This window comes from Vibrio metschnikovii CIP 69.14 (assembly GCF_000176155.1).
Lineage (GTDB): Bacteria > Pseudomonadota > Gammaproteobacteria > Enterobacterales > Vibrionaceae > Vibrio > Vibrio metschnikovii.
On the sequence record NZ_ACZO01000003.1, the window covers coordinates 87,975 to 113,990 of the forward strand.

Consider the following 26,016-nt stretch of genomic DNA (forward strand, 5'->3'; position numbering starts at 1 on the left):
AGTGAATCCCCATGAGCATAGACAGACTATGTTCATGGAGTAAACGAAGGTATCCAACACCGCTGCAGCTTCAAGTAAGCGATAAGATACAACCCTGATAGCCTCACAATGAGGGAGACGCCTTGTTAATAAATTATTCCATAGCTCCGTCAAGTTCATCCACAACATCACTCAACAGATCATTTGTCTGAGCAAAAATAAACTGCTTTAAAAACTGATCGATGCGAATATTGAGCTTAAAGGGTGGAATGCTTAGGCCATCTAATTTTTCAAAATAAACTTTGGCTTTTGCCTTATCAACGGTTTCTTTAAGTGCATCGAAGCGGCCGAAATTATTCAGATTTTTGTCATTAACACTGTCATTAAGTAAGTTGACAAGCAGGCTTTTATCTAAACCTAACGCATTAACAATGGCATTAATCTGGGCATTTTCAGCGTTGTCTTTGTAGGTGTTGATGTAATCTCTGAAAGTATGACCTTCGATTAACTTTGCATCACCGCGCTGTAAATCGTGTAAGAAAAGCTTGGCGTACTTTTGTTCTGCTTGAGTCAATGATGAGAATGACTTATGCAGCTCGTTGAGAGTAAGCTCAATGCTGGCTTGATCATTATGCTGGTTTAGCTCTTTTAAATATTTATCAAAGCGACTGTTCATGTAGTCAGCATCAATCTTTCCAGTATCAATTTCAGTTAAATAGCCACTGATATCAAAAGGCACATCGCCGCCACCTGCACCGCTGCCATCAGCTTTTGATGATAGTTCTTTATAACGCAGGGCTAACCCCAAATAGGTTTGCTCTTCAATGGTTAACGACACTTCACGCTTAAGACCGTTATCATCTTCTGAAGCGTCTATAACCGTGTAGACAGACTGCCCCCAATGCATCCCTTGCACTTTGGCCGCTTCTAGATGTTTGTTAAATTTGTTAAAGAGCTGGGCGAATTTGGCGCAAACGTCAAGATCATCGGGCAAGGTTTCAAAATTCGCGACGCCAGCGTTAGCAAAAAGCTCGGTCATCTCAGCCGCTAATTCATTCATTGCTTCTAAGTTACTTTCTAGCCTATCAACAAATAATCCTATCGGCTTATCGCCGGAATAGAGTTTTACCGCATCGTTGATATGCTGCTCCATCGTGTGCGGATAACGATAATAGCGGATGATACCGTGAGGCTTATCGGGACCAAACAAGCGATTGGTGCGCGAGAAAGCTTGAATAATGTTTTGGTATTTAATGACCTTATCTAAATACAGGGTATTGAGCCACTTGGAATCAAACCCCGTAAGCATTTGGTCGACGACAATCAATAAATCGAGCTGCTTTTCAGGAGCGTTATGAATGCGCTCATAAGGCTTCTTATGAGCTAACCGTGCAGCAAGATCTTTTTTAAACGCGGCATGACGTGCAAAATCAAAATCTTGACCGTATCGAGCGTTATAGTCGGCCATGATTTCTTCTAGGCCATCACCTTTAAAGGTTGGGCCTCGATCGCCACTGCCGTCATTATCGATGTTCGGGTCAAAGAGCGCTGATACCTTAAGTTCCGGTTTGGAGACCTTTAGGCGGCGGTAATAGTCAATGGCCTCTGCGATACTATTGGTGGCTAAAATGGCGTGGAATTTATTACCTTGGCTGAGCACATCCCATTTATCTAAGATGTCACTGACGACTTTTTCTTGGTGAGCATCCGTTAAATATTGGCTTTTAGGTACGTAGTCTTCGATGCCTTTATGATATTTCCCTGTGGCATCTTTGTAGCCCGCCATCGGCACTTCATTCATAAAGTGATTAAATTTTTTCTTTTTGACGGGATCCGCCATCGCATCAGCCACCGACTCAGCCTTAGCTTGCTGTAACGCGACTTCTTTTTTTACGTCGCCATCCTTAAAAGTGGCCACTTTATAGGGATCAAAGCCCAGTACGTTACCATCGCGAATGCCATCGGCGATGCTGTAGCGGTGTAACTCGTTACCAAATACATCGGTGGTGGTATTGTTATTGACCTTATTTTCTTCATGAATCGGTGTACCGGTAAAACCAAAGAAAAGGGCTTTAGGGAAGGTTTTTTTCACCCTTACCAACATGCCTTCTTTGTTTTCTTTGCCGCCACTCATTGTCGAGCGATGCGCCTCATCAATAATAAATACCAAGCGTTTAGCACGGATTTTTTCAATATCTGCCGAGTTAGTTGCGGCCCCCTCATCATCTACTGCTTCAAAAATATTACTCATTTTTTGAATAGAGCTAACAATGAGCGTATCGGCTGGGGAAGTGCTTTTTAGCTTGGTGACCAATACATGGGTATTTTCGGTGGCTTGTATATCTTCACCATCGCTCGCAAAATTACGGTATTCGGCCAGAGACTGGGTGCCTAGCTCGATGCGATCCATCAAAAAAATGACTTTATCGGCATCTTTAGATTGGGCAATCAGCTGCGCCGATTTAAAGCTGGTCATGGTTTTGCCTGAGCCTGTGGTATGCCACACATAACCGCCTAATCGATCTTTGTTATTCGCACTACCCAGTTGCTGCCAGTTGGTTTTGGCCACCTTGTCCGATATCGCATTAGCGGCGAAATACTGATAGCTGCGCATCACTTTCAGCACGCCATCAGTATCATCGGCTACAGTATAAAAACCGATTAATTGGTGCGCCATGGGAATGGATAACAAGGTTGAAGAGATGTCTTTCCAGTCGTTTATGGCTTCGTTATTCTTGGTTTCGTTATTAAAGTCCCCCCAGTTAAATTGATAATCGGGGTTAAACTTGCCATCCATGCCCGGATTAGCAAAGTATTTTGCCTCATTAGGCTCCATGGCGACAAACACTTGGATCAGTGAAAATAGGCCACTAAAAATACCTTCTTTGGAATACTTTTCGATTTGGTTAACCGCTTGGCTTACTGGCACACCACTGCGTTTAAGTTCCACATGAATGACAGGCATACCGTTAATCAATAGCAGCACATCACCACGGCGGTCATTACGCAGCGGGCTACCACGTTCAAATTTAGGCTGTTGCACAATTTGGTAACGGCTTTGGCCTGCGGCAATCTCTTGGCGGTCATAGATTTTTAGGCTGACTTCTTTGCCAAGATGCAAGGCATCAGCGGGGTTATCGCGCTTAATGGCCACGGTTTTTCCGTTGATTAAACCATTGAGTTTAAGCGGTGTTTTCAGCTCTTTGACCTGCTCAATAATCTGCTGCATTTCCGTTGCCGTCAGTGGCACGTCGTTTAATCTGTCTTGCTGGCGATTGTTCTCAAATAAAATGTTCGCCCAGTTTTGCAGTAAATCCGCTTCGGTTTTGTTTTTAAGTATATCGCTTTCCCAGCCCTTGTGGGTAAGCACCTCGATAAAGGCCTGCTCAAATTGTGCTTCGGTTTTAAACGTCGTCATGGTGGTGCTCCCTGCTAAACAAACATTTTGCTCAAGCAGGCCTGCTTGATGTTATTAAGTTTGGTGATCTGTTGTTGGTGTTGGTTGATTAAGCTGTCGAGCTTTTGGAAAGTGTTGCCGATGGCGGTTTGTTCTTGTCCCTCAGGGAACATAAATACCATGCCATTAAAAGCGCCGTTGGTAATCTGATTAATAGTTGCGCCTAAGTTTTTCTCAACTTGCGCTGTAAATTTATCAGTATCAAACAATGCATTAATAAACTCGGGGTGACCGGCTCGCACCCCGGTCATAAAAGCTCCAATAACGGTGTTATCCATCAATGAATTAACTTGTGCATGTTTTCCAATTAAAGCTCTTGAACCGTTACGAACAACAACAATAATGTCACCTTTTTGTACATTGCTGCAATTAACTACTTCAGGATTCACATACACATTATCGGCTTGAACAATTTGTCCATTCTTAACATTCGAAGAGCGAATTACAAAAACACCCTGTTTTCTAATATCTTTTGGTGAGTATGTAAGTCCGCTAAAAAGCTCAACCTCATGATTTAGTGGCTTTTCCACCCACTCCCCACTAAACCCTTTAAAGCGAATTTCCGGCGTGGTTTCGCCTGGTTTGGGAAACATCTTTTCCAGCATGGCTTTTTTGATATTGCTGAGCTTGTCATGCTTTTTTTGGTGTTGGTTGATTAAGCTGTCGAGCTTTTGGAAAGTGTTGCCGATGGCGGTTTGTTCTTGTCCCTCAGGGAACATAAATACCATGCCATTAAAAGCGCCGTTGGTAATCTGATTAATAGTTGCGCCTAAGTTTTTCTCAACTTGCGCTGTAAATTTATCAGTATCAAACAATGCATTAATAAACTCGGGGTGACCGGCTCGCACCCCGGTCATAAAAGCTCCAATAACGGTGTTATCCATCAATGAATTAACTTGTGCATGTTTTCCAATTAAAGCTCTTGAACCGTTACGAACAACAACAATAATGTCACCTTTTTGTACATTGCTGCAATTAACTACTTCAGGATTCACATACACATTATCGGCTTGAACAATTTGTCCATTCTTAACATTCGAAGAGCGAATTACAAAAACACCCTGTTTTCTAATATCTTTTGGTGAGTATGTAAGTCCGCTAAAAAGCTCAACCTCATGATTTAGTGGCTTTTCCACCCACTCCCCACTAAACCCCTTAAAGCGAATCTCAGGCACATTATTTTCCACACTCATCTTATACGCCCTTCAATAAGTTGGTGAGTTCAGCCAAGCCCTGAAGATCAAACTCATTGCCCGTAAGTTCGCCCATCATTTTGGCCAGCTCTTGCTCGGTGGTTTTAATATCACTCGCCACTTGTGAATAGGTCACCGCGTATTTATCGGCAAGGGCTTGCACTTGGCTGGTGAGCTGAGTAATCACGGCGCTTGGCATGGCAGCTAGCTCTTGGCTTAACGGTGTGATCCATTTTAGGTGCAGCAATTCATTGACTTGATCATCGGTTAAGCCTTCGATGGTGGTTTTGGTTTTTAAGTGCAACGCGATTTGTGCTTCTTTGACCGCTTTTTTCAGGGCTTTTTCTTCCTCAATTAGAATGTTTGCCGCAATTATTTTTGCTTTGTAACTTTCTTCTGGCTCCGGGCTGTCTTGATCAAATTTAACTTTGCTGTCTTTTTGCTCTTTTAAGAAGGCTTTGGCCGCCTTGGCGACTTCGGCATTGGCAAAGCCGTCTTTACTCTCTTTGACGGTGTCTTGCTCTTTGTCTTCTTCAGAAAGGGATTCGAGTATTTCTTCCAGCGTGCTGGCAATTTCGGCAAGGCGGTTTTCTTGTTTTGCCAGTGCCGCTAGGTCATCGCTCAAGTGGGTTTGTTGTACTAACTCAAAGGGCATGATATGACCTTTCCAGCCATCTTGTACTTCGGCGTCTTTGCCCTTAACCTTTTTGATGACAATATTGGGGTCTACTTGTTTCGTGGCAGCAAAACCTTCGGTTTGCATCATTTCTAAATCGCTACTTATCACTTGCCATTGATTGTTTAGATATTGATAGGCTTGGTATTTGTCAATCAGGGTGATCGGTTTCAAACGAGTAAAGAGCTCTGTGCTTAATAGCGGCTCTTGTTGGTTACGGTTAACCCCTTGCCAGCCTTGAATCAAGCTAGTCTGTAAATAGTCATCAAAACCTGCAAAAGCGCTGTTGAAAGCTCTGATAAAATCACCGACTTGCGCATTTTGCGTTATCTTCACGTTAACGTCTTGTTTGGCTATGGCTAATTCACTGTAGGCGGCAGATTTGGCCACAAATAGAGCATCGTGCAATTGTGGGAATGCTTGCCAATAGGGGTGTAGCTGCGCAATTTCACTGTTGGGGATGCCACCGAGCATCGTGGCGTGTAAATCCCAACTTTGTGCGGCCGGTGAGGAGTCAACATAGCGTGGTATGTTTAAATTGTAACCGTTGTCGCGCAGCGTTGCTTTACTCACTACTTGCGAGAATTTATCGATGCTGTCGCGGTTGATGACCGCATCAACAATACGCTTGATGTCACTGGCTTGCAGTTTGTTGTTTTTGCCTTCTTTAACAAAGTGCTTGGAAGCATCCACAATTAGTACATCGGTATTTTGCCTTTTTTGTTTGAGCACGATAATCACGGTCGGTATACCGGTGCCAAAAAAGATGTTGCTCGGTAAGCCGATTATGGCATCAATGTGATTTTGCTCTATCAGTTGTTTGCGAATTTCACCTTCCTCACCACCACGAAACAGCACGCCATGGGGCAAGACAATGGTCATTATGCCATCGGGTTTTAGATGGTAAAGGTCGTGCAGCAAAAAGGCAAAATCGGCTTTGGTTTTAGGCGCTAAGCCAAAACGCGAATAACGTGGGTCACTGTCTTTAAAACTTGGGTCCCAAGCCTGCGAGTAAGGAGGGTTAGAGACAACGGCATCCACATACAGTGCATGATAAGTACCTTGCGGATCGTTTTCATCAAAATACGGCCAATCGTCTTCTAAGGTATCACCGTTACGGGTTTTGATGTTGCTGGCTTTTATCCCGCGCATGATGAGGTTCATACGGGTTAAGTTGTAGGTTTTGTCTTTTAGTTCTTGGGCATAATAGGTAATGCTGTCTTTGTTTTTGGCGTATTTTCCAACTGCTTCACCGATATTGATCAGTAGCGAACCAGAACCCGATGTTGGGTCGTAAATCTCGATGGTGTCTTTATGTTTTAACTCATGGGCAATGATGTGCGACATCAGTACCGAGACTTCATGGGGCGTGTAAAACTCGCCGGCTTTTTTTCCGGCATTGGCGGCAAATTTTTCAATCAGGTACTCGTAGATATAACCCAGTACGTCATAGCCTTGCTTACCGTTCATTGGGATGCTTTTGATTAAATGCAGTAGGTCACTAATGGCTTTTGTACGCTTACCCGCGCTTTCACCGAGCTGGCTAAGTCCCTTTTCTAGGGTAGTGAAAATACCTTCGAACAATTTTTTGTAGGTGGGAGAAATCAAGCGGCTGAACGCTGAAAGCGCATCACGAACGTTGGACTCGTCAAAGTCATGCGTTGGATCAATCCAAGTTGAAAACAGGTTATCGTAAGCGATGAAATAGCCGAGATTGTCTTGGATGTATTTGACCGTGTCCGCGTCCTCTTCGTTTAGGGCTTTAATGTCTTCAGGGGTCATGCCCTGTTTGGTAACAAACTGCACCTGTTGATCGCTGAGGTATTTATAGAAGATGAAACCTAAAATGTAGTCTTTGTATTCGTTGGCTTCGATTTTTGAGCGCATCTGGTTGGCTGATTCCCAGATTTTTGCGGCTAATTGTTGCTTGTTCATGTTATTTCCTATTCTGTGACCATGTCAAAACCAGGCGCAATGGCAAGGTTACCGACACCGTATAAAGTTTGATAATTTTTTAGCCATAAATGGAATTCGGGGGTTTTTAGCTGAGCCGCTTTGGAACAATCCACATGCCATTGGCGAAGCAAATAGCCAGCGGTTGCTGCTCTAATCTCAACCTTTAGAACGCCACCTTTCATGCCATAGTCCAGCTCTATCGCTTCGCTGTACTCTATGCGTGGGTGCGGCACTAACTCCAGCTCTACAAATCGGTTCCATTGTCGGTCCTGGGTTTCAAGTTCAACTTCAGATAACCTTGAGTCTTCAAGCACAACCGCTGCTTTAATTCGGGTCAGTACAAAATCACGGAACTCATTATGCTTGCGGTCAAAACCACGAACGTGCCAACGCAGGCCATTGTCTACCAGCGTATGCGGCACAATTTCACGCGTGGTTTCACCGCTCGATAACGACACATAGGTGATACGCAAGGCTTTGCCTTTGTGTATGGCCTCGGTAACTTTGGCCACTATCGATAAGTTCGGTTTGTTAAGGTGATAAGGCGCTTCACAGGCCAGCGGTGGTTTTATCTTTCCAGTAAAGCCATCGCCGTAACCTTGGCTAATCGTCGCCAGCGTTCTCACAACGTCATAATCGAACAAAGGATCAAAAGCCTCACCACGCTTATGCAACTTGAGCTTTTGATCATACTCAATGTTGCCTGGTGCAAGCTCTCGGTATAGGGTGAAGTCTTTGGTTGCCTGTGTGGCGGCGATGCTGAAGCGATCGACTAAATCTGCCCGCACCGCCTCCCCCTTAAACATTAAGGTGAAATCGATGTGGGCAATGCGATCTCTGGTTGCTTGTGGCAACTGTGCTATCTGCGAAAGCCTATCTGGCTTGCCTTTCACATTTTCTTGAGCGAGTGCACTCGCTGGTACCGTTTGTTTCAGACCATCATTTGACATGCTTCTTGTTTATCCAATTCAACCAGTTTTTTAAAACTCTGTTTCTTGTTTATAAAGTACGGTCGGACATCACTTAATCACATTGAGCGGCAACGCACAACGCCGATCTTAATCCGCAATGACAAATCAATCTCTAGCGGTTGAAGTTGGACAAATGGGCATAAAACACTGAACAGACTTCAACCTAATTAATTTTATTAGGTAACATCATATCACAAATTATTTTGTAGGGTAGATTAAGCGACAACTTTTTGATCTGGACTGCAATTATCGCTCAGATATGGGCGTGAAGACCTTGTTTCGTATCGTTGCTGATAGCCGTCGTGATCAATGTGCTACCCGAAGCAATGGCACCTCGATATTACTGCTTTGAGACTCACCTTTGTCCGAGTCTGTAGACATCAGGGCTCGTTGCTCACTTTCCCGAACGCGCTTGGCAACTACTGCCTGGGCTGGTAGCAATGGCAGCATCCCTTCAGCAATCGCGTCCGGTGCAGACTCTTGGCCACAGGACATCAAGTGCATCCATGGGTCTTTAAGAAAGCGCTCGAACGTAATGCCAAATTCAATGATGCGGGCAGAGACGAAGATTTCGCCCCAGTATTCAATGTAGGTGTCTTGGTACATGGAAAGTTTCCTTTTGTTGGTTCAACCATGAGTTAACTTTCTATTTTCCAGAGGTTTTTAAATATGCAAGGTTTACCTTATAGAGAGCGACAAAGCTTTAAATCGATTGCGAGCATCTTTGTAGTCATGGTGGGTGGGCATGTTCTTTTAACCAAGCAAATTCTTTGGGTTCCGCCTTACTTAACAGTGATTTTATGAAGTGAGGAGTACATTATGGTTGCTTGGAATAAAGGAAAATAGCAGGGCAGAAGTAAGCATTCAAATTGGAAGACATTTGGCGCATTCGAATTCGGTTGGAGCTTGAGTAACGGTTATTTAAATTGCCGCTGTTTGCTAGATAGGGATTTCTTTTTAACTTGTGCGAATTTTCATCCCAACTCAATCCACTACGCACTGCGTTGTGTTTTGGATAACTCAATAAAATTGGTGAATATTACGCCTGTTCGCGACTTTTTCGAATCTCCGACAAATACTTGAATGGAAAAGGTCGAACTGTTGCCAGTTTATTGCGAATAAAATAGCTCTTTGTTAACTCTAAACAGACTTATTTTAACTCTTCAGGACCTTCGATATACCTAGGATGATTAAATTGACCTCGACTAAACTTGAAGCCGCCCTTTTCACTACCAACAAAATAGATTGAATGATTGGCATCATAAAATCGACACCAACGCGCGCAATAAAAGATGGCCTGACACGCCTTTGGTGAATTTTCAATCAAAGCATTAATTTGTGGTAAGTTGTGGTAAATCATTTACCACAAGCCATTTTGGGGCACTTCTGGGTTACGAAATGCCGCCTATGAAAGTTTTGGACATTTCGGAGTTATGAACCATACAGAGCCCTGATTTTTCGAATCACTTCTAGGGCCTGTTTATCTTTCGAGCTGATTTTTGCAGCTGTTTGTGGCTTCTTTATACAAGGCAGAGGCTTTGAAATGTAGTTATTCTACCTGAGAAGCCGATAACTCCGTAGAAAGGAGCCACAAACGCTGCCCTAAGGGTTCGGCTAAAAGTGTTTTACTCTTTGTTGAGAGGTCTTTTGTCTAGAATACTAGGCTACAAACCTCTCGCCGCGATTAAAACTCTTTTATCTCGAACAAAATTTAACCGCGAAAGATAAACAGACCCTAGTATTGCAACTATGCGGCCAGCCTACATGTGGCAGGCCAAATTCCCTCATTCGCTACGTCGCACCAAGGCTTCTTTGATCTATCCCAAAACCAAGAACTTACGTGCTATCCCGTTACTTCTCGGTCATGCTAATTAACCTATATAACAGGAAGCCTGTTCATTGCAACATGCACGTCACACCATGTAGTATTAGACGCAAACCAAACGCATTTTTTAGATTTTGAAATGCAAACATCATAAAAACAACTGGAAAAACTTACCATAATGGTAAATAATCAACTCAACGTTAGTGCTTTTGAACAGCAGCCACCCGCTACTACTACTACTGAGCGGATCCATATTGATGGTCCATTGTATGTGGTAGAAGACGTTCTAAGAATTCTCGAATCTGAGGCGAACACGGCGATTCCTTGGACTCGTAAGTGTATACAAAACATAGAATCTCTTGCACTTGATACTGACGATATTCGAGATTTATTAAAACAAGCCATAACCCAAGGCCAATACGTGAACTCCGAATGGTGCGTTCAAAAGCCAACAGGACCTTGGGCTGCATGTGATAGCTACCGCTTACAAAGAGAGGAGTGGCGCGAGCATGCATATAAGTATATGAGCTGTAATTATTATGTGAAATTTGCGATTGGTAAGACAGGTAAAATTCTTTTACTTGTGTCATGCCATGTATCGCAATAAGGATTGAGCAATGAAAACCAAAATTTGTCCGATCTGCGAACAAGGCCGCTTGAGTAACCAAGAAGAAATTATCCATGTTGAACACATGGGGCAGCAAGGTTCAATTTCTAGTCAATTTTCAACTTGTGATGTATGTGGAAGTGAACAAGCAACACCTGAAAATGCTCGTTTTAACAAACGTGCAATGATTGCTTTCAAAAAGCAAGTTCAAGGTCTTTTGACAGGAATGGAAGTACGAGAACTTCGTAAAGACTGGAATTTCAGTCAAGAAGATGCTGCAAAAATATTTGGTGGCGGCCCCGTAGCATTTTCTAAATACGAGTCTGATGACGTAATGCAATCCGAAGCAATGGATAGACTAATTAGAATCGCTCGTGATGTGCCAGCCTCTCTCGATAAACTAATCGCTGATGCTGGTGTTAAGCGCAAAATCGATGCCGAATGGACCACAGTAGCAGTGGTCAATTTCCACGAAAAATCAAATATCAAGCGAACTCACGTTGTGTGCCAACATGAATTTAGCTTAGAGGCGAATTATGGCTCCTAAAAATAGTAATCAATTACAGAAAGCCATTGAAAATCTAGTAATTGAAGATGTGTACCAAAAAAGTTCAAGATCATTTTGTGCTGATGACTTTGATCCTAAATCTTATAGTGAGATGGAACATCTACATATCCAACAAATGCACGTTGTTCATAAGAGCGAAACTATTCAGGTTGAAGATGACGGTGAACTACTTCGTGTCTTCGTGCGCCTTGGTACACGATGGGTTGTACCATCTGATGATGAAAGTGAGCCCGATATCAAAGCCACTATTGAAAGCGACTTTATAGCGGAATATAGAATAAACGCTCATTTAGAACAAGAATGCATCGACGAGTTCTCATTGAAAAATGCGAGCTATCATGTTTGGCCATACTGGCGCGAATACTTAAGCTCCCAATGTGAACGCATGAGACTACCACGAGTTATCCTCCCTACCGCGCAGTTTACTAAATAACTAAACACTCCTTGCCAAACCAGTGCTACCTGCGCTGGTTTTTCAATTCCTAAGGCGCTTTTGTCTAGAATAGAACTAGAAATCCCGGAATCGTAAGAAGTTTCTGGCCAGAAACGAATTAGTGGTATTGCTAATTTAGCATCTCACGGATTAGTTCAGGTATTGGAAACCTCTAATCAAGTACTTAGCTACTAAAGCTGAAAATTAAATTTTGACGCCATAGTCTCTTGTTAGCTTGCGTGCCAAAGTGACACAATGATTGCTTTTTGTATATTTAAACACCATAATAAAAATGTGACATTTTGACACAAAGGAGAACACATTATGGCTACCACTTTACCTCGTATCACTGCGAGAGTTGATGTCGATACACAAAACCTATTAACCAAAGCAGCTGCTCTCGCTGGCATGTCTAGTATTAACTCATTTGTACTCAATGCTGCAATCGAAAAAGCAAAACAAGTGATTGAACGCGAGCAAACACTAAAATTAAGCCAAGCAGACGCCATTTTACTTATGGAAGCTCTCGATAAACCAACAACATTAAATCAAAAGCTTAAAACTGCCGCCGAACGCTATGAGACCAAAAACCAATGATGAAAACGGTATTGCTCGATAAAGATAAACACGACAGAAACCGATTCAACTGCGGAATTGATGCGCTTAATAACTATTTGAAAGTCATGGCAAGTCAGCAAGCTAAAAAAGATAATACCCGAACATTTGTTTTAGAGGATGAAAATAACACCTCACTTATCATCGGTTTTTACACTTTAACAATGACACCCATTGACCTAAAAGCATTACCCGATAAGTTACAGAAAAAGCATCAGTCATCAACGTCTGGCGGACTCATTGCTCGCTTAGCTATCGATGAGCGCTATAAAGGTAAAGGATTTGGCGAATGGTTACTTATCGATGCTCTACGAAAACTACTAGCCGCTAGTGATAGCGTGGCATTCCCCGTCGTTATTGTTGACGCAAAAGATGGCGCTAAACATTTCTATGAGCGCTATGGTTTTAAAGCGTTTCAAGATGCAGAAAATAAGCTATTTATCACCATTTCAGATATTAGGGCAAGTTTAGGCTAGTATTGCTAGCCTTTAGCAAGCTAACGCCCAATTAAATGAAAATTCACTTTGTACGCTAAATACTATACCAGATGTACGCTAACTACGATAGTTTTCTGCGCATCACTAGATCTTTTAAGGATCTTTTAAGTACTCTTTAGTACTTAAAAGAAAGAATACAGCTCTGATTCAGATCATCTCAATAGTCATGATCAATCGATCTAATCAACAGCCTATTTTTGATATCACTAAAGTGACGAATTGACTGCTCCCCTCCCTAAAGGAAGGGGATTCTTGTTTCAAGGCGTTATGCCCGAAGTTCATTAAAACAATCGGGACTTACTTACGCTCCACAAGCTAACACCGCTTGCCCAGCGGCTTTGATATTAATAGCGGCATTGGTATCACGGTCTAAGCGCGCTTCACACGCTGGACAAGTCCAATGCCTTATATGTAACGGTAGAGAATCAACTACGTGACCACAGCAATTACAACGCTTACTAGACGGATACCACTTGTCAATCTGGACAAGTGTTCTGCCGCGCCATTCTGCTTTGTACTCAAGCTGCCTAACCATTTCGCCCCAATTGGCGTCACCAATGGCCTTAGCAAGTCGCGGATTCTTGACCATGTTTTTAACGCTCAAACTCTCACAGCTAATCACTTGGTTTTCGTTTATCAACGTAGTGGTGAGTTTGTGGGTAAAGTCGCGGCGGCAGTCGGCAATCTTCGCCTGAATGCGAGCAACTTTGATTCTGGCTTTGTGGAAGTTGGCAGTTCCTTTCTTCTTCTTGAAAAGGTGGCGTTGCGCCTGAGCCAATTTCTTCTCGTACTTTGCAGTATGGCGGGGATTGCCAGATTTAAACCCGTCAGCGGTAATCACAAGGTCGGTCAAACCCAAATCAATACCCGTTGTCTTTTTGGTAACAGGCAGTAGTTTAGGCTCGAAGCGGCAAAGCATAGACACGAAGTAGCGGCCTGCACTGTCTTTCGAGATAGTGACGGTAGTTGGTTCGCTAGGAAGTTCACGCGACCAGCGAATATCAAGCGGCTGTTTGGACTTGGCAATGTAGATATTGCCATCTTTGAACTTAAACGCCGACTTCGTGAATTCTGCGCTTTGCTTGCTGCGCTTCTTCTTAAAGGCTGGATACTTCGCCCTTCCTTCAAAGAAGTTCTTAAACGCAGTTTGTTGATGGCGCAAAGATTGTTGGAGCGGTACACACGACACGCTGTTAAGCCATTCAAACTCAGTTTGCTTCTTGAGTTCAGTCAGCTTAGAGCTTGCCGTGTTGTAGTTAACCTTTTTGCTTTCGTTGTAGAAAGCGTCGGTACGCCATTTAAGGATCGCGTTGTAAACGAAACGCACACAGCCGAAAGTCTGCGCAAGCAATTGAGCCTGTTCAGTCGTTGGGTAAAAGCGTTGTTTAATAGCGATCTCTTTCATGGATCACAAGAATACAGTTGTTTTTGTGAAAGTAAATATTAACATTAACCAATCGGGTAGTTTTTGCTCCTTCGGAGCAACCGCTATCCCTCCTCGCCCTAGAAGGACGGGGTTTCTCGCGGGATTTAGATGAATTTCGAACTCAAACTGGATTCAAGATGGGTTCTCTATCTTAGTCATAGGGATAATCATACAAGTAAGTTAACTATCGTCAGTGACGACTCTATGAGTCCCTGATTGAATTTAAACCAAATTATTTATCAAATTGCTTTGTTTTCAGTATTTTGACTCTCCCAAAGAGGCTGAACAGTGGCTACTTGAAGAGATCCGCTTGTTTGAGGAAGATGGTATGGAGCATCGTTCAAATGATTTTAAATCCATGCTTGAAAATAAGATTGAGGAGCCTGTCATTATTGGAAACAGCCATCAAGATGGAATGGCATTATGGGACGGTGTTCATCGCTTGGCGGCTGCATTTGCTACAGGCCGAACTTTACCTGCCTTTGTGGGTACAAGAATCCCCCTCCCCCCATGCGTTTGATTGAATCCAGCTTCTTGTTCGTCACTAGCGGTTTGCTGGAAAGCACAAAATAAATAGCCGTTTATCCTCTTGCATTAAAAAAAGCCGTGATAGTCTGGTGTTAACGTTGGGAGTTCCCCCTGACCTTTATTTGTAGGTGATTTATGATCAAGTTTAATTTTGTTTCTGATGGAAAGGTGAATGTACATGGCATTATCTTTGTTGGCTTAATGGTAGGTTCCGCACTGTATTACAACTCGCTTTTGCTGCCGTGGATGTTTCACTCAATGGAGGTGAGTCATTATCTTTTGTACCCACTGATGTTCTATGCTTGCTTTTTTCTGGCATCGCCATTGTTGAGTGGCATATTTATGACGTGGTTTACTTATAACTATTTGGATTATGGTCTTATCCAAGCTGGCGTTTTGTTCTTTATCCAGCTTGGTATTTTCGCCTATGCGATGATTAACCCTAGCTCAGTGCGGTGCTTTACCATTAGTGGCTTGAGCGCTTTGAGTGGTTCAGGTCGGTGAGTCTTTGCAATACAGGCAAGTTCCCTCCACGATGGGTTTATACCCCTTTAGCAACAAATGTTTTTTGTCATTTTCCTGAAAGTCTGGTAACGGGCTGACTTCCATAGGTTGTCGGCTCTGTATCAGCGCTATCATTGGCGAATGCACCTTTCTGGTTTCAACAAAAACCTCCCCTGTTTCCTCATTGTAATACTTCACTAGCGCTTGAGGGTGTGTTCTCACATTCGTCACCTTGTACGCCGAGGCTGAGTTCATTAATCGCTCCATGTTTTTTGCAGCTTGCCAAGGCGGAGTGTTGGCATCAAATCGCTGCAACATACTGACGGCTTGCTCAGTGGAAAGTTTCTTGACGCTTTTTTGTTGTTCGCACCAAGAGAAATCAATCCTTGTGCTGGTGTCTGGCAATAAGGGGATTTTTCTGTTTACCGTCTGATATAGCGTGTCAGGAAAGAGCCGTTGGGATAATCTGGCCCGTTTTCGGTAATCTGTTTCTTTTTCCGCAATGTAGTTAACGATGGTAGCCCTAAGTTCGTTGATTTGATGCGTGAGTGCTTGAGCTTGCTCATATTCCTTTTCGTTGGCTTCCAATTGGATAAGTCCAGCAAAGCGCTTGGGGATATTGTGCGGGTACTCAAACACCTTTTGAGGCTCAATGCTCACCCTTAAGGCTTCATGAAGCGGCATAGAATCGAGTCGCTTGGCGTGAATGGTTGGCGGTAGGGCTTCCCCACGCTGAAACTGAGGGACGTCTTGTACATGCTTTTGGATAAGTTTGAGAGCGATAAGAAAGTTGTACAGCTCCTGCTCTTGATCTTTTAATTGCATGACGGTGCTTTCGATGTCGATGTCTAAGTCAATTTCCATTGATTATCGCTCTATCAGATTGAGTTTATTGTTTTATTTTCGGCGTGAACGTTTTTATTTTTACATTGTTGCGATTAAAAATCCACCGCCTTAATCCTTAATGATAGCTCCCCCTTGCTATTTCTGTGTTTTTTTGTTGCAGGCATAAAAAAGGCCAGAGCGCGAACGCTGCTGGCTTCTTGTTGTAAAGGCATTAATTTACCGTTGTTGTCTTATTGTGCGTAGTACCACCATCAGTAGTAGAGAGAATAGCCCCATTGAGCCGCCACTACTACCAGTGTCACCGCCACCGTCACCATTGTTTTCATCTGGATTGTCACCATTATTTTCATCTGGATTAACGATCTCTTTAATAGACAATGATATTGGCATCTCGGTGTTTCGGTTGTCACCAAAATGCAACACAGTGCTCCCTAATCCGTTCATAGATACGGTCATTTCACAAAACTGAGACGGTTGTAGCGTTTTGCTTTCACAGCCTGTTACGGTCACTTCAACGTTGCTGCCTTGCAAGAAAGGATCAAGCGTTAATGTTTCGTTGGTTAGGTTTTGCACCACAAACGAGGTGGTGATGGGCTCTAACTCAAGTTGCTCCCACGTTAACCCGCTTTTTTCTATAGCCCCCTCAAATTCCACTTCCACTTCGAATACTTCTTGAATGGAAGCAGGAGCCGCCAATGTGTCGATGCGGTCAATCAATAGCGGAATGTAGTGACCGACGTGAGTGAACTCCACAAATTCAGGGTTCAAGTGCATGTGAGTGCTCTTTGCAATGGCAATCGCTTGGTTGCTATTGAGCATCAACGGGGTTCCTGAGTCACCCGATAACGGCAATGATCCTTTTCTTGTAGGGAAAAGAGGGACGTAATCATCCCGCCCGTAAAAGCAATTGTGAGTATTATCAGTGCAGCTTTCTACAGGAGGTGTTCCTCCTGTCCATTGTTTAGCAAAACTGGGCGCGTAAGTGGCATCGTTTACCCATTTTCCTGTCCCACCAAACTCTTCTGTGCCTCCAGTATATCGCCAGATTAACTCGGTTTTTTGCATGGTGGTGGTAGGCTGTGGGTGTTTATCGGTTCTTCCCCACCCTTTAAAGGTGAAGCGCTGCTCATCCGATATGCGAAAGGTTTGCTCAATTGAATCGAACGCTGCCACAATTGCAGCGTGTGTCATTTGAGGGATGGCCTTTTCTAGCTTGATTAAGCCAATATCTTGGTGGCGATGAGTCTTGGGTTTACCTGTTTGTGTTGATGATAATTCCCACTCCATTTGCCCCCAGTCAAACTCAGGGTGCCGGTTTTTGACAAACTCGTATTCTTCATGCCAAGCAGCATCAATCACGTCGTGGTCAGCGCTGGTGGTGTCAATATCAATCACGCTGTACTTGAGCGTGGTGCGATTGGGCGTATCAACCTCAATACCCTGAAAAACCGTAATTTCATTCTCAGCACCGTTATCAACGTACCAGTCATAGCGTTTGTTTTCATCATCTTGCGTTGATATTCTCGTACCAATGCAATGCCCAGCGGTTAAGATGTATTGACCCGCAATAAGCAGTCCACCACAAGTGGTTTTGTTTTTATCTCCTCCGTCTGATGGATGAAAGACCTCAAATCGAACGGTGTGGTCTTGATATTCTGAGGTAAGAACGTCCTCTCCGTAGGCAACGGCGTGAACGTTTGCTGAAATCAGTAGTGTACTCATTGTAAGGCTGAGTATGGTGCGTTTCATGGTGTTAATCCCTGTTGTTTTCTTTGATGATGCTATCGTAATGCCATTATTGAGAATGCAATAGCCAAGCCGTTGTTTTTTTCAATAGTACCACGGTGTTCGTCTGACTTAACCCCCCCTGTTGTGTCCAACAGTTCTCCTTTTTTAAATTTTTTGTTGATCATTTCCACAATTGAGCCATTCCCCATACACTAGCTAGGATATGCACGATTAAAGGAATGTTGCCCAGTGGAGAGTAGTTTTGTTCATCTTAACGAGAAAGAGCTTCCCGCCTTTATCGCTCGAAGCGTTTTGAGTCTGGATGATTTCTTGGATTCTGATATTTCAACCTCCCCTTGCTTTGTGTATTGCCAGTTTGAGAGGGACAGGCTTTGCTACAGCCATTTAAGACGACTGTCGTCCAGTGGTGTAAATTATGTGAAATTTGCCGACGGAGCGGTGTTTCACAAGGAGTTTGGTCGGTTCCCCGACAAGTTGATCATCTCTAAATATATTGGCTCAGTGCGCATGTCTGGCTTTTTTTGATGATGGTGTAGCATTCGTTGGTAGCGGTAGTGAAAGGCAGAGGTAAATACAGGTGGTGTTACCCTGCCCGTCATGATTACCATAACTAAATATTTTAGCTGTTTACTCTTGATACTCACTCAGAGCGCTTCCATCAAATTCAGTTAATGCTTGAGCATTCAGATGAGCAATCAGCTCTAAGCGAGCGCTCATTGGGCTAAATGATGACGTAGAGCCAGCACTCTTTCTTTCTAATACTTTTAAAAAATCAGCGTTCATTTCATTATTAGATAGTGCCACGACGGGTTCTCCAGATAAGCAATCTTCAAAGCACTTTCTTGCCTCGCTTGATGACACGGCTTTCTCAGCATAAATTGTACTTGTTTTCATAATACGCTCATGTACTTTGTTATGTACTTAACATTGTATATTGATGATTCAAATTTTTACAGATTCACATTAAAGAGGGGGTATCGGTGACAAAATGATCCCACTATTAGATAGAAGCCGTCATTGGCTTTTCTTCTATTAGTCAATCTTCACCACGCACGTAAATAGTGATTAAACCGTCCACGCCTAGCTTTATCTCAATGTGATTCATATCAGATAATTTCTCTTTTAAATCGGTTGTTCGTCTTTCGCTTTCGTTAACAGCGGTTTTCTGGTGATAGCAATAAGGCTTGCTGATAACGAATCGTTTGGCTGATTAATTTGTCTCGTGTGCAGCTAGACAGTGCAGCCCAATGCTTACGGACAATCGCTCCTTCGAGTTTAAGCAGCAAACTCTCTTCCACGTTTTGATAGAGCGATTTAATGGCATCCTCCCGCCTAGCTTCGCTTATTTCGGCGGTGGAGGATGTCAATTATAGTAATGCAGAGAGAGCTCTCAGCTCCTCATCGGAGGGTATGTTCAGGCTGAACTTTGTCAATGTTCAGCCTGAACAATTGAGCTAAACACCGACAAATCATCCTCAAGTTTTTAATTGAACAGTTTCAATTTCCCAAAATTAAGCTATACCTACACTTCCTAAAATTAAGCTATAAATCTATAAATACGGCTATTCATTGTCTAATTTTAAGGTATAAATCACATTTACCAAGCTAATTTTCCTCTTTTTAAGGTATATGGTATGCTTAATAAAATTGTAAATAGGTACAGGCAATGAGTAGTAATACGGATAATTTAGAAGGCTACTTTCCGGCTGAAATAGTCAACGAAGCATTTGGCAACAGACCATCAACTACCACTTTGATGGATTGCATTTTTCTCCCAGGTCGAGTTCCACGTGACCTAACGTCAAAAATAAGCGCGGATCCAGGGCATTTAGAGCAGCAGCTTTTAGCTCAAAAACCGTTAATGTCTACCAGTCTTTCCAAGCCATACTGGAAAAAGGGAGCTAACAAAAGAGAATTCGATACTGTTCGTATTGATGTCTATAGCGCTGTTTGCTTAGCTGATGATAGACATCTACTAGAAGGTATTGTCAGTGTCGGAGGAATGTATGTTGATTTGTCTGGATTAACATTAAGACAAGCGATTGAGATCGCACAAATTAACGTCGAGATTGATAGGCTTTCTAATCAATACCACGATCTTCTAGATACAAAAATGTTTAGTGGTGTATATGATTATTTTTTATGTGATTTTACTACCTTATTTGATTTTCTTAATCTAAAAAATCAAAAGGCAAACAAGAACACAGTAATGACGAGACTACAAAGACTCTCACAAATGCTGTTAATCTTAGATTACGAGAAACAAGGCGAAACACTCCCACAATTTCATACAAGAATGAAACTCGTAGACAGTAACTACATCCCTCTACTTGTACTGGACGGAGTCAAGAATAAAAGCTCAATTAGAGCCGATACCATTACTCACTTTATTGTCGGTGTACATAAAACGTTTACTGCTTCTTTACGGCAAGAGGGGGCAATAAGTCGTAAAAGATTCTTAAAAGTCTATCCACAACTGACAGGAAAACATGCTGTCACTGATTTTTGTAAATACCTTGATGCACATAAACGGGAATTCTTGCATGGTAAGTATTTAACTGAGCTCATCAAAGACTATTATGCAAATAAGATCAGAGTATCAAAACAGCACGTTAGTCGTCATATCAACAATACCATGACTGAAGTCGTGTTAAAAAAAGAAGTTCTGTATCGAGATTTTGGGTTACTACTTCAAGAAAAAAACAATCATGATAAAAAGAAAGATTATATCTTACTTTATATCGGCGATGACGAAAAAGAGGAGACGACAAAATGACATCTTCTATAAATAATCAAGATGTTATAGCCTTAAGCGAACAGGAAATCACCAGTAATTTAGCCTCTAATCAGAAAGAACAAATATTGAAAGGGTTATTTAGAGGTAGTATTGGCTTTCTGATCGCTCCACCTGATTCGGGAAAAAGTTATCTCGCTCTTTCAATTGCTTATGAAATGGCGTTACCAGAATATCCACTAATCGGGGTAAGCCATAGTAATAACAAAGCGCTTAAAACGTTAATCTGGCCAATTGAAGATTCATTACCTGGAACTCTACCTCGCATCCAAACCCATTTGTCGCGGTTTTCGATTAGTGTGAAAGAGCGCTTGAAGGAAAATGTGGGGATTTACTGTCATGCCGATCCTATTTGTTGCTCAGGCGGAGCAAAACATACCAAAGAATGGCAAGAATCATCCAAAGCTCTAGATAAATTAATAAATACGGCCAAATCATTTGACCTCATAATTATAGATACTCTTCGAGATGCCATTGGCTCTGCAAACGTTGTTGAAGATGACTATTACATAAGAATAGCGTTAGAAAAACTCGCACAGGAAGCAGATGCCGCCGTTTTAGTTGTCCATCATCCAACAAAAGATGTGAGTAGGGGAAAAGACGTTATAAACAGTGTCTCTGGCTCAGGTTTATCTTCGACGTTATCTAAATCGAAACTGCATTTATACTTAGATCAAGTTGTAGATAAAAAGGATGGTACAATCCAAGAGACTCGCTTGCGACATATCAAGGCGAATTACATTCCATATGATCAACAATGGAAAAGGCCAATTCAATTGCATTGGAGCGAAGGTTCCTTGTTACATCTAGATAGTAAAAGTCTGATGCAATTGGAACTAGAAGAGGTTAGTCAAGAGAGAAAGACTCAAAAAGTATCTAGAAAGCGCCTAAGTCAATTATCTGAAAAGCAAGTAATCATTGAACGCAATGATTCTCTCTTATCTGAAGAATCAAAACGTTTGGCTGAGCAAACAACACATGGTCCATTTGGGAGCGGAATGGCTTCTGAATTGTCTGAGCTAAGAACGACAAAATCAAAATTATAACTCTCTGTTTATTTGTTATTTTTACTCTTTTCCTGTCTTGAAATGTTATAAATTTCCTATTATTAAGCTATTTTTAGGATTGTTTCATTTCCTAATATTAAGCTTAATATTAGGCTTACTTCCTAACATTAAGCTATTGGAACAAGCGTTATTTCCTAATAATAAGCTTTAACTTCCTAACATTAAGCTATCACCACCACAAACAAAGCTTAAAATTAGGAAATTTCCTTTTATTAAGCTTTGTTTTTACTCCTATGATCTTATGATCCTATGGATCTATATATGATCAGTAACGTGCGTCGCTGATGCGACTTCGTTGATCATCATAGATGCATTCACTGCTATGCGCAGTAAATGCATCTATGATGATTTAAGTTTTTAAAGCTCCCATCTTAAGACTAATCAGTTAAAAGACTCGTTACAGTTAAAAATTACTAATGATGTTTAAAGCATTTTAAGTTGTAACGTTTGTATGTATATTTTAGTTATTGTGATCTCTTGATTGTTGTCATTGTCAAGACCATCTGTCATGGCGCGTGAGTGAGTGTCCCGTTCCAATTTAGCCCAGATTTATCTAACACTTTTCAGCTATCTTCTTTGCCTAATCGATTGTAATGCGATAAACCTATAACATACCTTAGATTTAGTATGAGGATGTATTTAGTGCGAGTGAAAATTGAACAAAATGAAGATGGCGAACGCTACTTCTTAATACCTGATGAATTACAAAAAGACTTGGCTTGGAACGAAGGTGATCCAATAGAATGGATTGATAATGGTGATGGAAGTTTGACTTTAAGGAAGCTCAGTAAGCTCGAAGCATTAAAGTTAAAAGCATTTGAAGACCCATACGTGAAAGCTGAGTATGACTGACTAAAGCATGATTCTAAGTTTGATCCACAACTTCTACGCAATGAGTCGCACCTTAGTACCTAAGCCAAGGCGTGAAAGTCGATAAACCGTGAGCTTACGGCAGCATAGCTCAACTTAACTCGCCAGCTCTGGTTTACTAAGTGCTTATCCAATATAAGGAAGGCACCATGCAAAACCAGAAAAACCTGATTCAGGCCACTGCTGACTTTGAGCACTGGCGACAAACCCGCATTAATAAACATGCCAGTATCCCCGATGAACTACGCTGCTTAGCACTCAAGCTGCTTGAAGAATATCCGATCAGTCACGTGACCAAAGCACTACGGATCTGCACCACCCAGCTCAATGACTGGCGCAAGCAACTTCCCGTTAAGTCGTCCGCTCCTGATTTTGTTCCGTTACAGATAGAGCCTGATTTACTACCTAAATCAGACCTGAGCCTTCAGCTCACTCTTCCTAATTCAAGTCAGATCCGTATCAGCGGCCTTGTCTCTCCTGACTTATTGCGAGCTCTGATACAAGAAGCAGGAGAAGTAAAATGATCCACCTGACTGCTGAGAGTAAAATCCTGCTTGCGACTCAACCAGCCGATTTTCGCTGTGGTATTGATGGACTCGCCGCCCTGTGTCGTCATCAGCTAAAACAGTCGCCTCGTAGCGGAACCCTGTTTGTGTTTACCAACCGCCGTCAAACCATGCTTAGAGCATTATGTTATGACGGCTCTGGCTTCTGGTTAATCAATAAACGCCTGAGCAAAGGCCGCTTTCAAGATTGGCCCCGTCATCACCAAGATGGGGTGACCCCTGTCGCCGCGAAGCAGCTTAAAGCTCTGTTGGTGGGGCTGCCTGGCTGGCAAAAAGTATGACCGTACGCACACTATTCCCCTTTAAGTTATCGATCCTCACGATCATGTTGACCGATCCCACAATGCTGGAATAATTGAGCACATCAGCACTGCAAGCCAGCCGACAGGAACTTAAATGGCGCAAGACTTTACCGATATTGACAGCGAAGAGCTGGACAGGCTTATCCAGCGAGTGCACGAGGCAAAGGAGCACGACTTAGCACTGAGTGCGGAAGATTGCCACATCTTGTTGAAGGCATTAAAGACGCTGGCTGCCTTGCAAGAGCGTCTGTCTGACAACGATATCACCCTGCATAAATTGCGTAAGTTGGTTGGCATGGTCAAGTCATCTGAAACGATGGACACTCTACTCGGCCAGAAAAATAAGAAAAACAAAAACCGCGGTCAAAAACGTCCTAAGCCTAAAAATACCCAACCCAGCACACCACCAGTGAAACCGAAAGTCACTCAGCATAAACTGGACGATCTAAAGAAAGGCGATAGTTGCCCCGAGTGTCAAAAAGGCAAGTTATATAAATACGAGCCCGCTACGCTGTTGCGGATCACTGGGCAAAGTCAGAAGTGGACCCCAACGGTTGGACACATAAGCTCATTTCTTAAGTGGTTGACCCAGCTCATGCTGCGTATCTTTGCCTACCGAAGTAGGCCTCATCAGGAGTGAGGTTATTGAGTCCTTGATGGTTACGCTCTTCATTATAAAACACCATGTAGTTGCCGATTTCAAGTTCGGCTTCACGGGGCGTGGTATAAGCCTTTAAGTAAACCTCCTCATATTTCAGGCTTCGCCATAATCGCTCAATGAAAACATTGTCAACCCAGCGGCCTTTCCCATCCATGCTTATACGTACGTTATGCTCAATTAACTTCTGTGTGAACTCTGTGCTGGTAAACTGGCTGCCTTGATCTGAGTTAAAGATATCAGGTGGCCCATAATGCTTCAGCGCTTCCTCAAGCGCTTCGATACAAAAACTCGTGTCCATGGTGTTGGATAGTCGCCAAGCCAGCACTTTGCGGCTATACCAGTCGATAATCGCAACGAGGTACAGGAACCCCTTCGCCATTGGGATATATGTGATATCAATCGCCCAAGCTTGGTTTGGGTAAGTGACTTCGATATCACGCAACAGGTAGGGATACACCTTGTGTGCTTTGTTCGCCAGCGTCGTTTTGGGCTTGGGGTAAATCGCCCCAATCCCCATATCGCGCATGAGTCGAACAACACGCTTACGATTAACGCTATGGCCATTTTTAGCCAGCTCAGTTCGAATGCGCCGACTGCCCATAAACGGATACTGCAGATGAATTTCGTCAATCATTCGTCGTAACGTGATCTCCTCAGCAGAGAGTCCGATGGGTTGATAGTAAGCGGTAGAGCGAGCAATATTGAGCAGCTCACATTGGCGCTTTATCGGCAATGGGGTGGATTTAACCAGCGAACTCTTTCGCTGGGCTCGGTCTAACGACCGAGCACTTTGGCCAAAAAATCATTTTCCATGGTCAATTGACCGATCTTGGCGTGAAGTTTGTCCACTTCTTCGGAACTCTCTTTACCTGAGTGATTTTCGGTGGCAAAAATCATGGCTGCGTTTTCAAGCAGCTCCTTTTTCCATGTTGAGATCTGGTTAGCGTGCAGGTTATATTTCTGAGCTAGCTCAGCGACGGTTTGTGCGCCGAGCATGGCGTTGATCTAGGAGGTGAAAGTCCTCTACGGGCTCAGTCGAGCGGGAACCGTTAGCCTATGCAAGGGTGTTCATCGTGAGGTGAAATCTGAAGGAAGCAAATGGCAAAACGTGGTGATGACGAACAGAAATCTGATAGTAGGCTGTGTCGACTTGGGTAACCTAGCAATAGATAGAATAGCCCAACGACTCGACGAGAAGTGCGATGCAGTAAATCAGGAATGACCACGAGAAAGAACAACGTCTTACCTCGGGAGATCTTATTATCTTATTATCTGTTTCGGACGAAACTAAGCAGCCAGTGATGGATGCTGATGGGTAATAAGGAGTCAGCAGAAGGCATAGTACCTTGAGGAAGTACAACTTAAGGGAAGGCCGGAACTGAATAGGTCAAGAAGCAGTCGCCAGATATTCAAATCAGTGGAGTAACAGTAACGATGCGACCCATCTCTACGTTCCGATTGGTGAAGCCAAAAGTGGAACTGACGGAAACGAAGCGTAACAAGCTGATTTGGCATAGAAAGAAGGACGAGTCTTGATGGACACCACTCGATTACTCGAACAGATGTTCAGTCCGGGTAATTTAAACGCTGCGACCAAACAGGTGAAGCGCAACAAGGGGTGCGGTGGGGTAGATAGACTGACGATCACAGCGACCTTGGAAAAGCTTCGCCAGTTGGATAATGGGCAGCAACTTCGCCAGTCTTTACTGGATGGAAGTTACCAACCGTCTCCCGTTCTGGGTGTAGAAATCCCCAAGCCAAAAGGTGGAGTACGCCAACTGGGTATCCCAACCGTTCAGGATCGCATCGTACAACAAGCGATGGCACAGCTCCTGACACAGTTGTATGAGCCGAAGTTCTCAAAGAGCAGCTTCGGGTTCAGACCAAGAAGGAGTGCTCATCATGCTTTGTCGAAAGCGAGTGAAT

25 protein-coding genes and 3 pseudogenes are annotated in these 26,016 nt (G+C 43.0%); 16 read left to right on the top strand and 12 right to left on the bottom strand.

All coding sequences use genetic code 11. The features are described 5' to 3' along the window. Window positions 1–133 precede the first annotated feature (133 nt). The 5 genes from VIB_RS01040 to VIB_RS01060 form a co-directional block, all read right to left on the bottom strand. Complete coding sequence (locus VIB_RS01040; protein WP_004394081.1) at window positions 134–3,397, bottom strand: type I restriction endonuclease subunit R, EcoR124 family; 3,264 nt, start codon at window positions 3,395–3,397, stop codon at window positions 134–136. A 14-nt stretch (window positions 3,398–3,411) separates the two neighbouring features. Next, on the bottom strand, window positions 3,412–4,629 hold the full coding sequence (locus tag VIB_RS01045) for a restriction endonuclease subunit S (protein WP_004394082.1): 1,218 nt from the start codon (window positions 4,627–4,629) through the stop codon (window positions 3,412–3,414). A 1-nt stretch (window position 4,630) separates the two neighbouring features. Then, window positions 4,631–7,240 carry a type I restriction-modification system subunit M gene (locus VIB_RS01050; protein ID WP_004394083.1) on the bottom strand — a complete coding sequence of 870 codons (2,610 nt, stop codon included), beginning with the start codon at window positions 7,238–7,240 and terminating at the stop codon, window positions 4,631–4,633. A gap of 8 nt (window positions 7,241–7,248) precedes the next feature. Continuing rightward, the gene (locus VIB_RS01055) at window positions 7,249–8,211 is read right to left on the bottom strand and encodes a WYL domain-containing protein (protein ID WP_004394084.1); all 963 of its coding nucleotides are present in this window, start codon (window positions 8,209–8,211) and stop codon (window positions 7,249–7,251) included. 327 nt (window positions 8,212–8,538) lie between these two features. After that, complete coding sequence (locus VIB_RS01060) at window positions 8,539–8,838, bottom strand: hypothetical protein (protein ID WP_004394085.1); 300 nt, start codon at window positions 8,836–8,838, stop codon at window positions 8,539–8,541. A gap of 213 nt (window positions 8,839–9,051) precedes the next feature. Between VIB_RS01060 and VIB_RS18270 the strand changes: the two are divergent. Continuing rightward, a pseudogene (locus VIB_RS18270) lies at window positions 9,052–9,143 on the top strand (integrase); the annotation flags it as partial. Between the two features lie 239 nt (window positions 9,144–9,382). On the opposite strand, the gene VIB_RS17860 reads toward VIB_RS18270, so the two are convergent. Next, entirely contained in the window at window positions 9,383–9,592 is a 210-nt protein-coding gene (locus VIB_RS17860; RefSeq protein ID WP_040903704.1) for a hypothetical protein, read from the bottom strand. 425 nt (window positions 9,593–10,017) lie between these two features. Between VIB_RS17860 and VIB_RS17865 the strand changes: the two are divergent. The 6 genes and pseudogenes from VIB_RS17865 to VIB_RS01090 all read left to right on the top strand — a co-directional run. Further along, window positions 10,018–10,098, top strand: a pseudogene (locus VIB_RS17865) (integrase); the annotation flags it as partial. 137 nt (window positions 10,099–10,235) lie between these two features. Next, window positions 10,236–10,664 (top strand): hypothetical protein, encoded by a 429-nt coding sequence (locus tag VIB_RS01070; protein ID WP_040903705.1) that lies wholly within the window; start codon window positions 10,236–10,238, stop codon window positions 10,662–10,664. Window positions 10,665–10,674: 10 nt separating this feature from the next. Beyond that, entirely contained in the window at window positions 10,675–11,211 is a 537-nt protein-coding gene (locus VIB_RS01075; protein WP_004394086.1) for a type II toxin-antitoxin system MqsA family antitoxin, read from the top strand. Beyond that, the gene (locus VIB_RS01080) at window positions 11,201–11,665 is read left to right on the top strand and encodes a hypothetical protein (RefSeq protein WP_040903706.1); all 465 of its coding nucleotides are present in this window, start codon (window positions 11,201–11,203) and stop codon (window positions 11,663–11,665) included. The genes VIB_RS01075 and VIB_RS01080 overlap by 11 nt, the downstream gene beginning before the upstream one ends. A 324-nt stretch (window positions 11,666–11,989) precedes the next feature. Then, window positions 11,990–12,262 (top strand): type II toxin-antitoxin system TacA family antitoxin, encoded by a 273-nt coding sequence (locus VIB_RS01085; protein ID WP_004394087.1) that lies wholly within the window; start codon window positions 11,990–11,992, stop codon window positions 12,260–12,262. Then, window positions 12,259–12,756, top strand: a complete 498-nt coding sequence (locus tag VIB_RS01090; protein ID WP_010319335.1) for a GNAT family N-acetyltransferase — start codon at window positions 12,259–12,261, stop codon at window positions 12,754–12,756. The genes VIB_RS01085 and VIB_RS01090 overlap by 4 nt, the downstream gene beginning before the upstream one ends. A gap of 322 nt (window positions 12,757–13,078) precedes the next feature. Here the strand turns inward: VIB_RS01090 and VIB_RS01095 are convergent, their stop codons facing one another. Beyond that, window positions 13,079–14,182 carry an RNA-guided endonuclease InsQ/TnpB family protein gene (locus tag VIB_RS01095; protein WP_004394089.1) on the bottom strand — a complete coding sequence of 368 codons (1,104 nt, stop codon included), beginning with the start codon at window positions 14,180–14,182 and terminating at the stop codon, window positions 13,079–13,081. 331 nt (window positions 14,183–14,513) lie between these two features. Between VIB_RS01095 and VIB_RS01100 the strand changes: the two genes are divergently transcribed. Both VIB_RS01100 and VIB_RS01105 read left to right on the top strand, forming a co-directional pair. Then, on the top strand, window positions 14,514–14,723 hold the full coding sequence (locus VIB_RS01100; RefSeq protein WP_147285758.1) for a hypothetical protein: 210 nt from the start codon (window positions 14,514–14,516) through the stop codon (window positions 14,721–14,723). Between the two features lie 143 nt (window positions 14,724–14,866). Further along, window positions 14,867–15,235, top strand: a complete 369-nt coding sequence (locus tag VIB_RS01105; protein ID WP_040903708.1) for a hypothetical protein — start codon at window positions 14,867–14,869, stop codon at window positions 15,233–15,235. On the opposite strand, the gene VIB_RS01110 is transcribed toward VIB_RS01105, so the two are convergent. The 4 genes from VIB_RS01110 to VIB_RS18275 form a co-directional block, all read right to left on the bottom strand. Then, complete coding sequence (locus VIB_RS01110; RefSeq protein ID WP_004394091.1) at window positions 15,224–16,099, bottom strand: DNA replication terminus site-binding protein; 876 nt, start codon at window positions 16,097–16,099, stop codon at window positions 15,224–15,226. The two genes, VIB_RS01105 and VIB_RS01110, sit on opposite strands and share 12 nt — an antisense overlap. Window positions 16,100–16,297: 198 nt before the next feature. Next, complete coding sequence (locus tag VIB_RS17745) at window positions 16,298–17,830, bottom strand: trypsin-like serine protease (RefSeq protein ID WP_004394092.1); 1,533 nt, start codon at window positions 17,828–17,830, stop codon at window positions 16,298–16,300. 627 nt (window positions 17,831–18,457) lie between these two features. Then, window positions 18,458–18,724: a type II toxin-antitoxin system Phd/YefM family antitoxin gene (locus VIB_RS01120; protein ID WP_040903714.1), complete on the bottom strand. Its 267-nt coding sequence runs from the start codon at window positions 18,722–18,724 to the stop codon at window positions 18,458–18,460. A gap of 257 nt (window positions 18,725–18,981) precedes the next feature. Next, a complete protein-coding gene (locus VIB_RS18275; RefSeq protein WP_115152539.1) occupies window positions 18,982–19,197 on the bottom strand; it encodes a TfoX/Sxy family DNA transformation protein in 216 nt (71 codons plus the stop codon). A 299-nt stretch (window positions 19,198–19,496) separates the two neighbouring features. Between VIB_RS18275 and VIB_RS01125 the strand changes: the two genes are divergently transcribed. The 6 genes from VIB_RS01125 to VIB_RS01150 all read left to right on the top strand — a co-directional run bounded on the left by VIB_RS01125 (window position 19,497) and on the right by VIB_RS01150 (window position 24,069). Beyond that, window positions 19,497–20,606: a hypothetical protein gene (locus VIB_RS01125; protein WP_004394097.1), complete on the top strand. Its 1,110-nt coding sequence runs from the start codon at window positions 19,497–19,499 to the stop codon at window positions 20,604–20,606. Continuing rightward, window positions 20,603–21,670: an AAA family ATPase gene (locus tag VIB_RS01130; protein ID WP_004394098.1), complete on the top strand. Its 1,068-nt coding sequence runs from the start codon at window positions 20,603–20,605 to the stop codon at window positions 21,668–21,670. The genes VIB_RS01125 and VIB_RS01130 overlap by 4 nt, the downstream gene beginning before the upstream one ends. Before the next feature lie 654 nt (window positions 21,671–22,324). Continuing rightward, window positions 22,325–22,543: a hypothetical protein gene (locus VIB_RS01135; RefSeq protein WP_115152540.1), complete on the top strand. Its 219-nt coding sequence runs from the start codon at window positions 22,325–22,327 to the stop codon at window positions 22,541–22,543. Between the two features lie 167 nt (window positions 22,544–22,710). Next, complete coding sequence (locus tag VIB_RS01140; protein ID WP_020433901.1) at window positions 22,711–23,085, top strand: hypothetical protein; 375 nt, start codon at window positions 22,711–22,713, stop codon at window positions 23,083–23,085. Then, complete coding sequence (gene tnpB, locus VIB_RS01145) at window positions 23,082–23,408, top strand: IS66 family insertion sequence element accessory protein TnpB (RefSeq protein WP_004393962.1); 327 nt, start codon at window positions 23,082–23,084, stop codon at window positions 23,406–23,408. Before VIB_RS01140 ends, tnpB begins: the two co-directional genes overlap by 4 nt. Before the next feature lie 115 nt (window positions 23,409–23,523). Further along, window positions 23,524–24,069, top strand: coding sequence for a hypothetical protein (locus VIB_RS01150; RefSeq protein WP_244262418.1), 546 nt, complete (start codon window positions 23,524–23,526; stop codon window positions 24,067–24,069). On the opposite strand, the gene VIB_RS01155 is transcribed toward VIB_RS01150, so the two are convergent. Beyond that, a protein-coding gene (locus VIB_RS01155; protein WP_244262419.1) for an IS3 family transposase occupies window positions 24,023–25,086 on the bottom strand; the annotation gives its coding sequence in 2 pieces (ribosomal slippage) (window positions 24,023–24,894 and window positions 24,894–25,086; 1,065 coding nt in all). The two genes, VIB_RS01150 and VIB_RS01155, sit on opposite strands and share 47 nt — an antisense overlap. 539 nt (window positions 25,087–25,625) lie before the next feature. Here VIB_RS01155 and VIB_RS01170 point away from each other — a divergent pair. Beyond that, window positions 25,626–26,016, top strand: a pseudogene (locus VIB_RS01170) (group II intron reverse transcriptase/maturase); the annotation flags it as partial.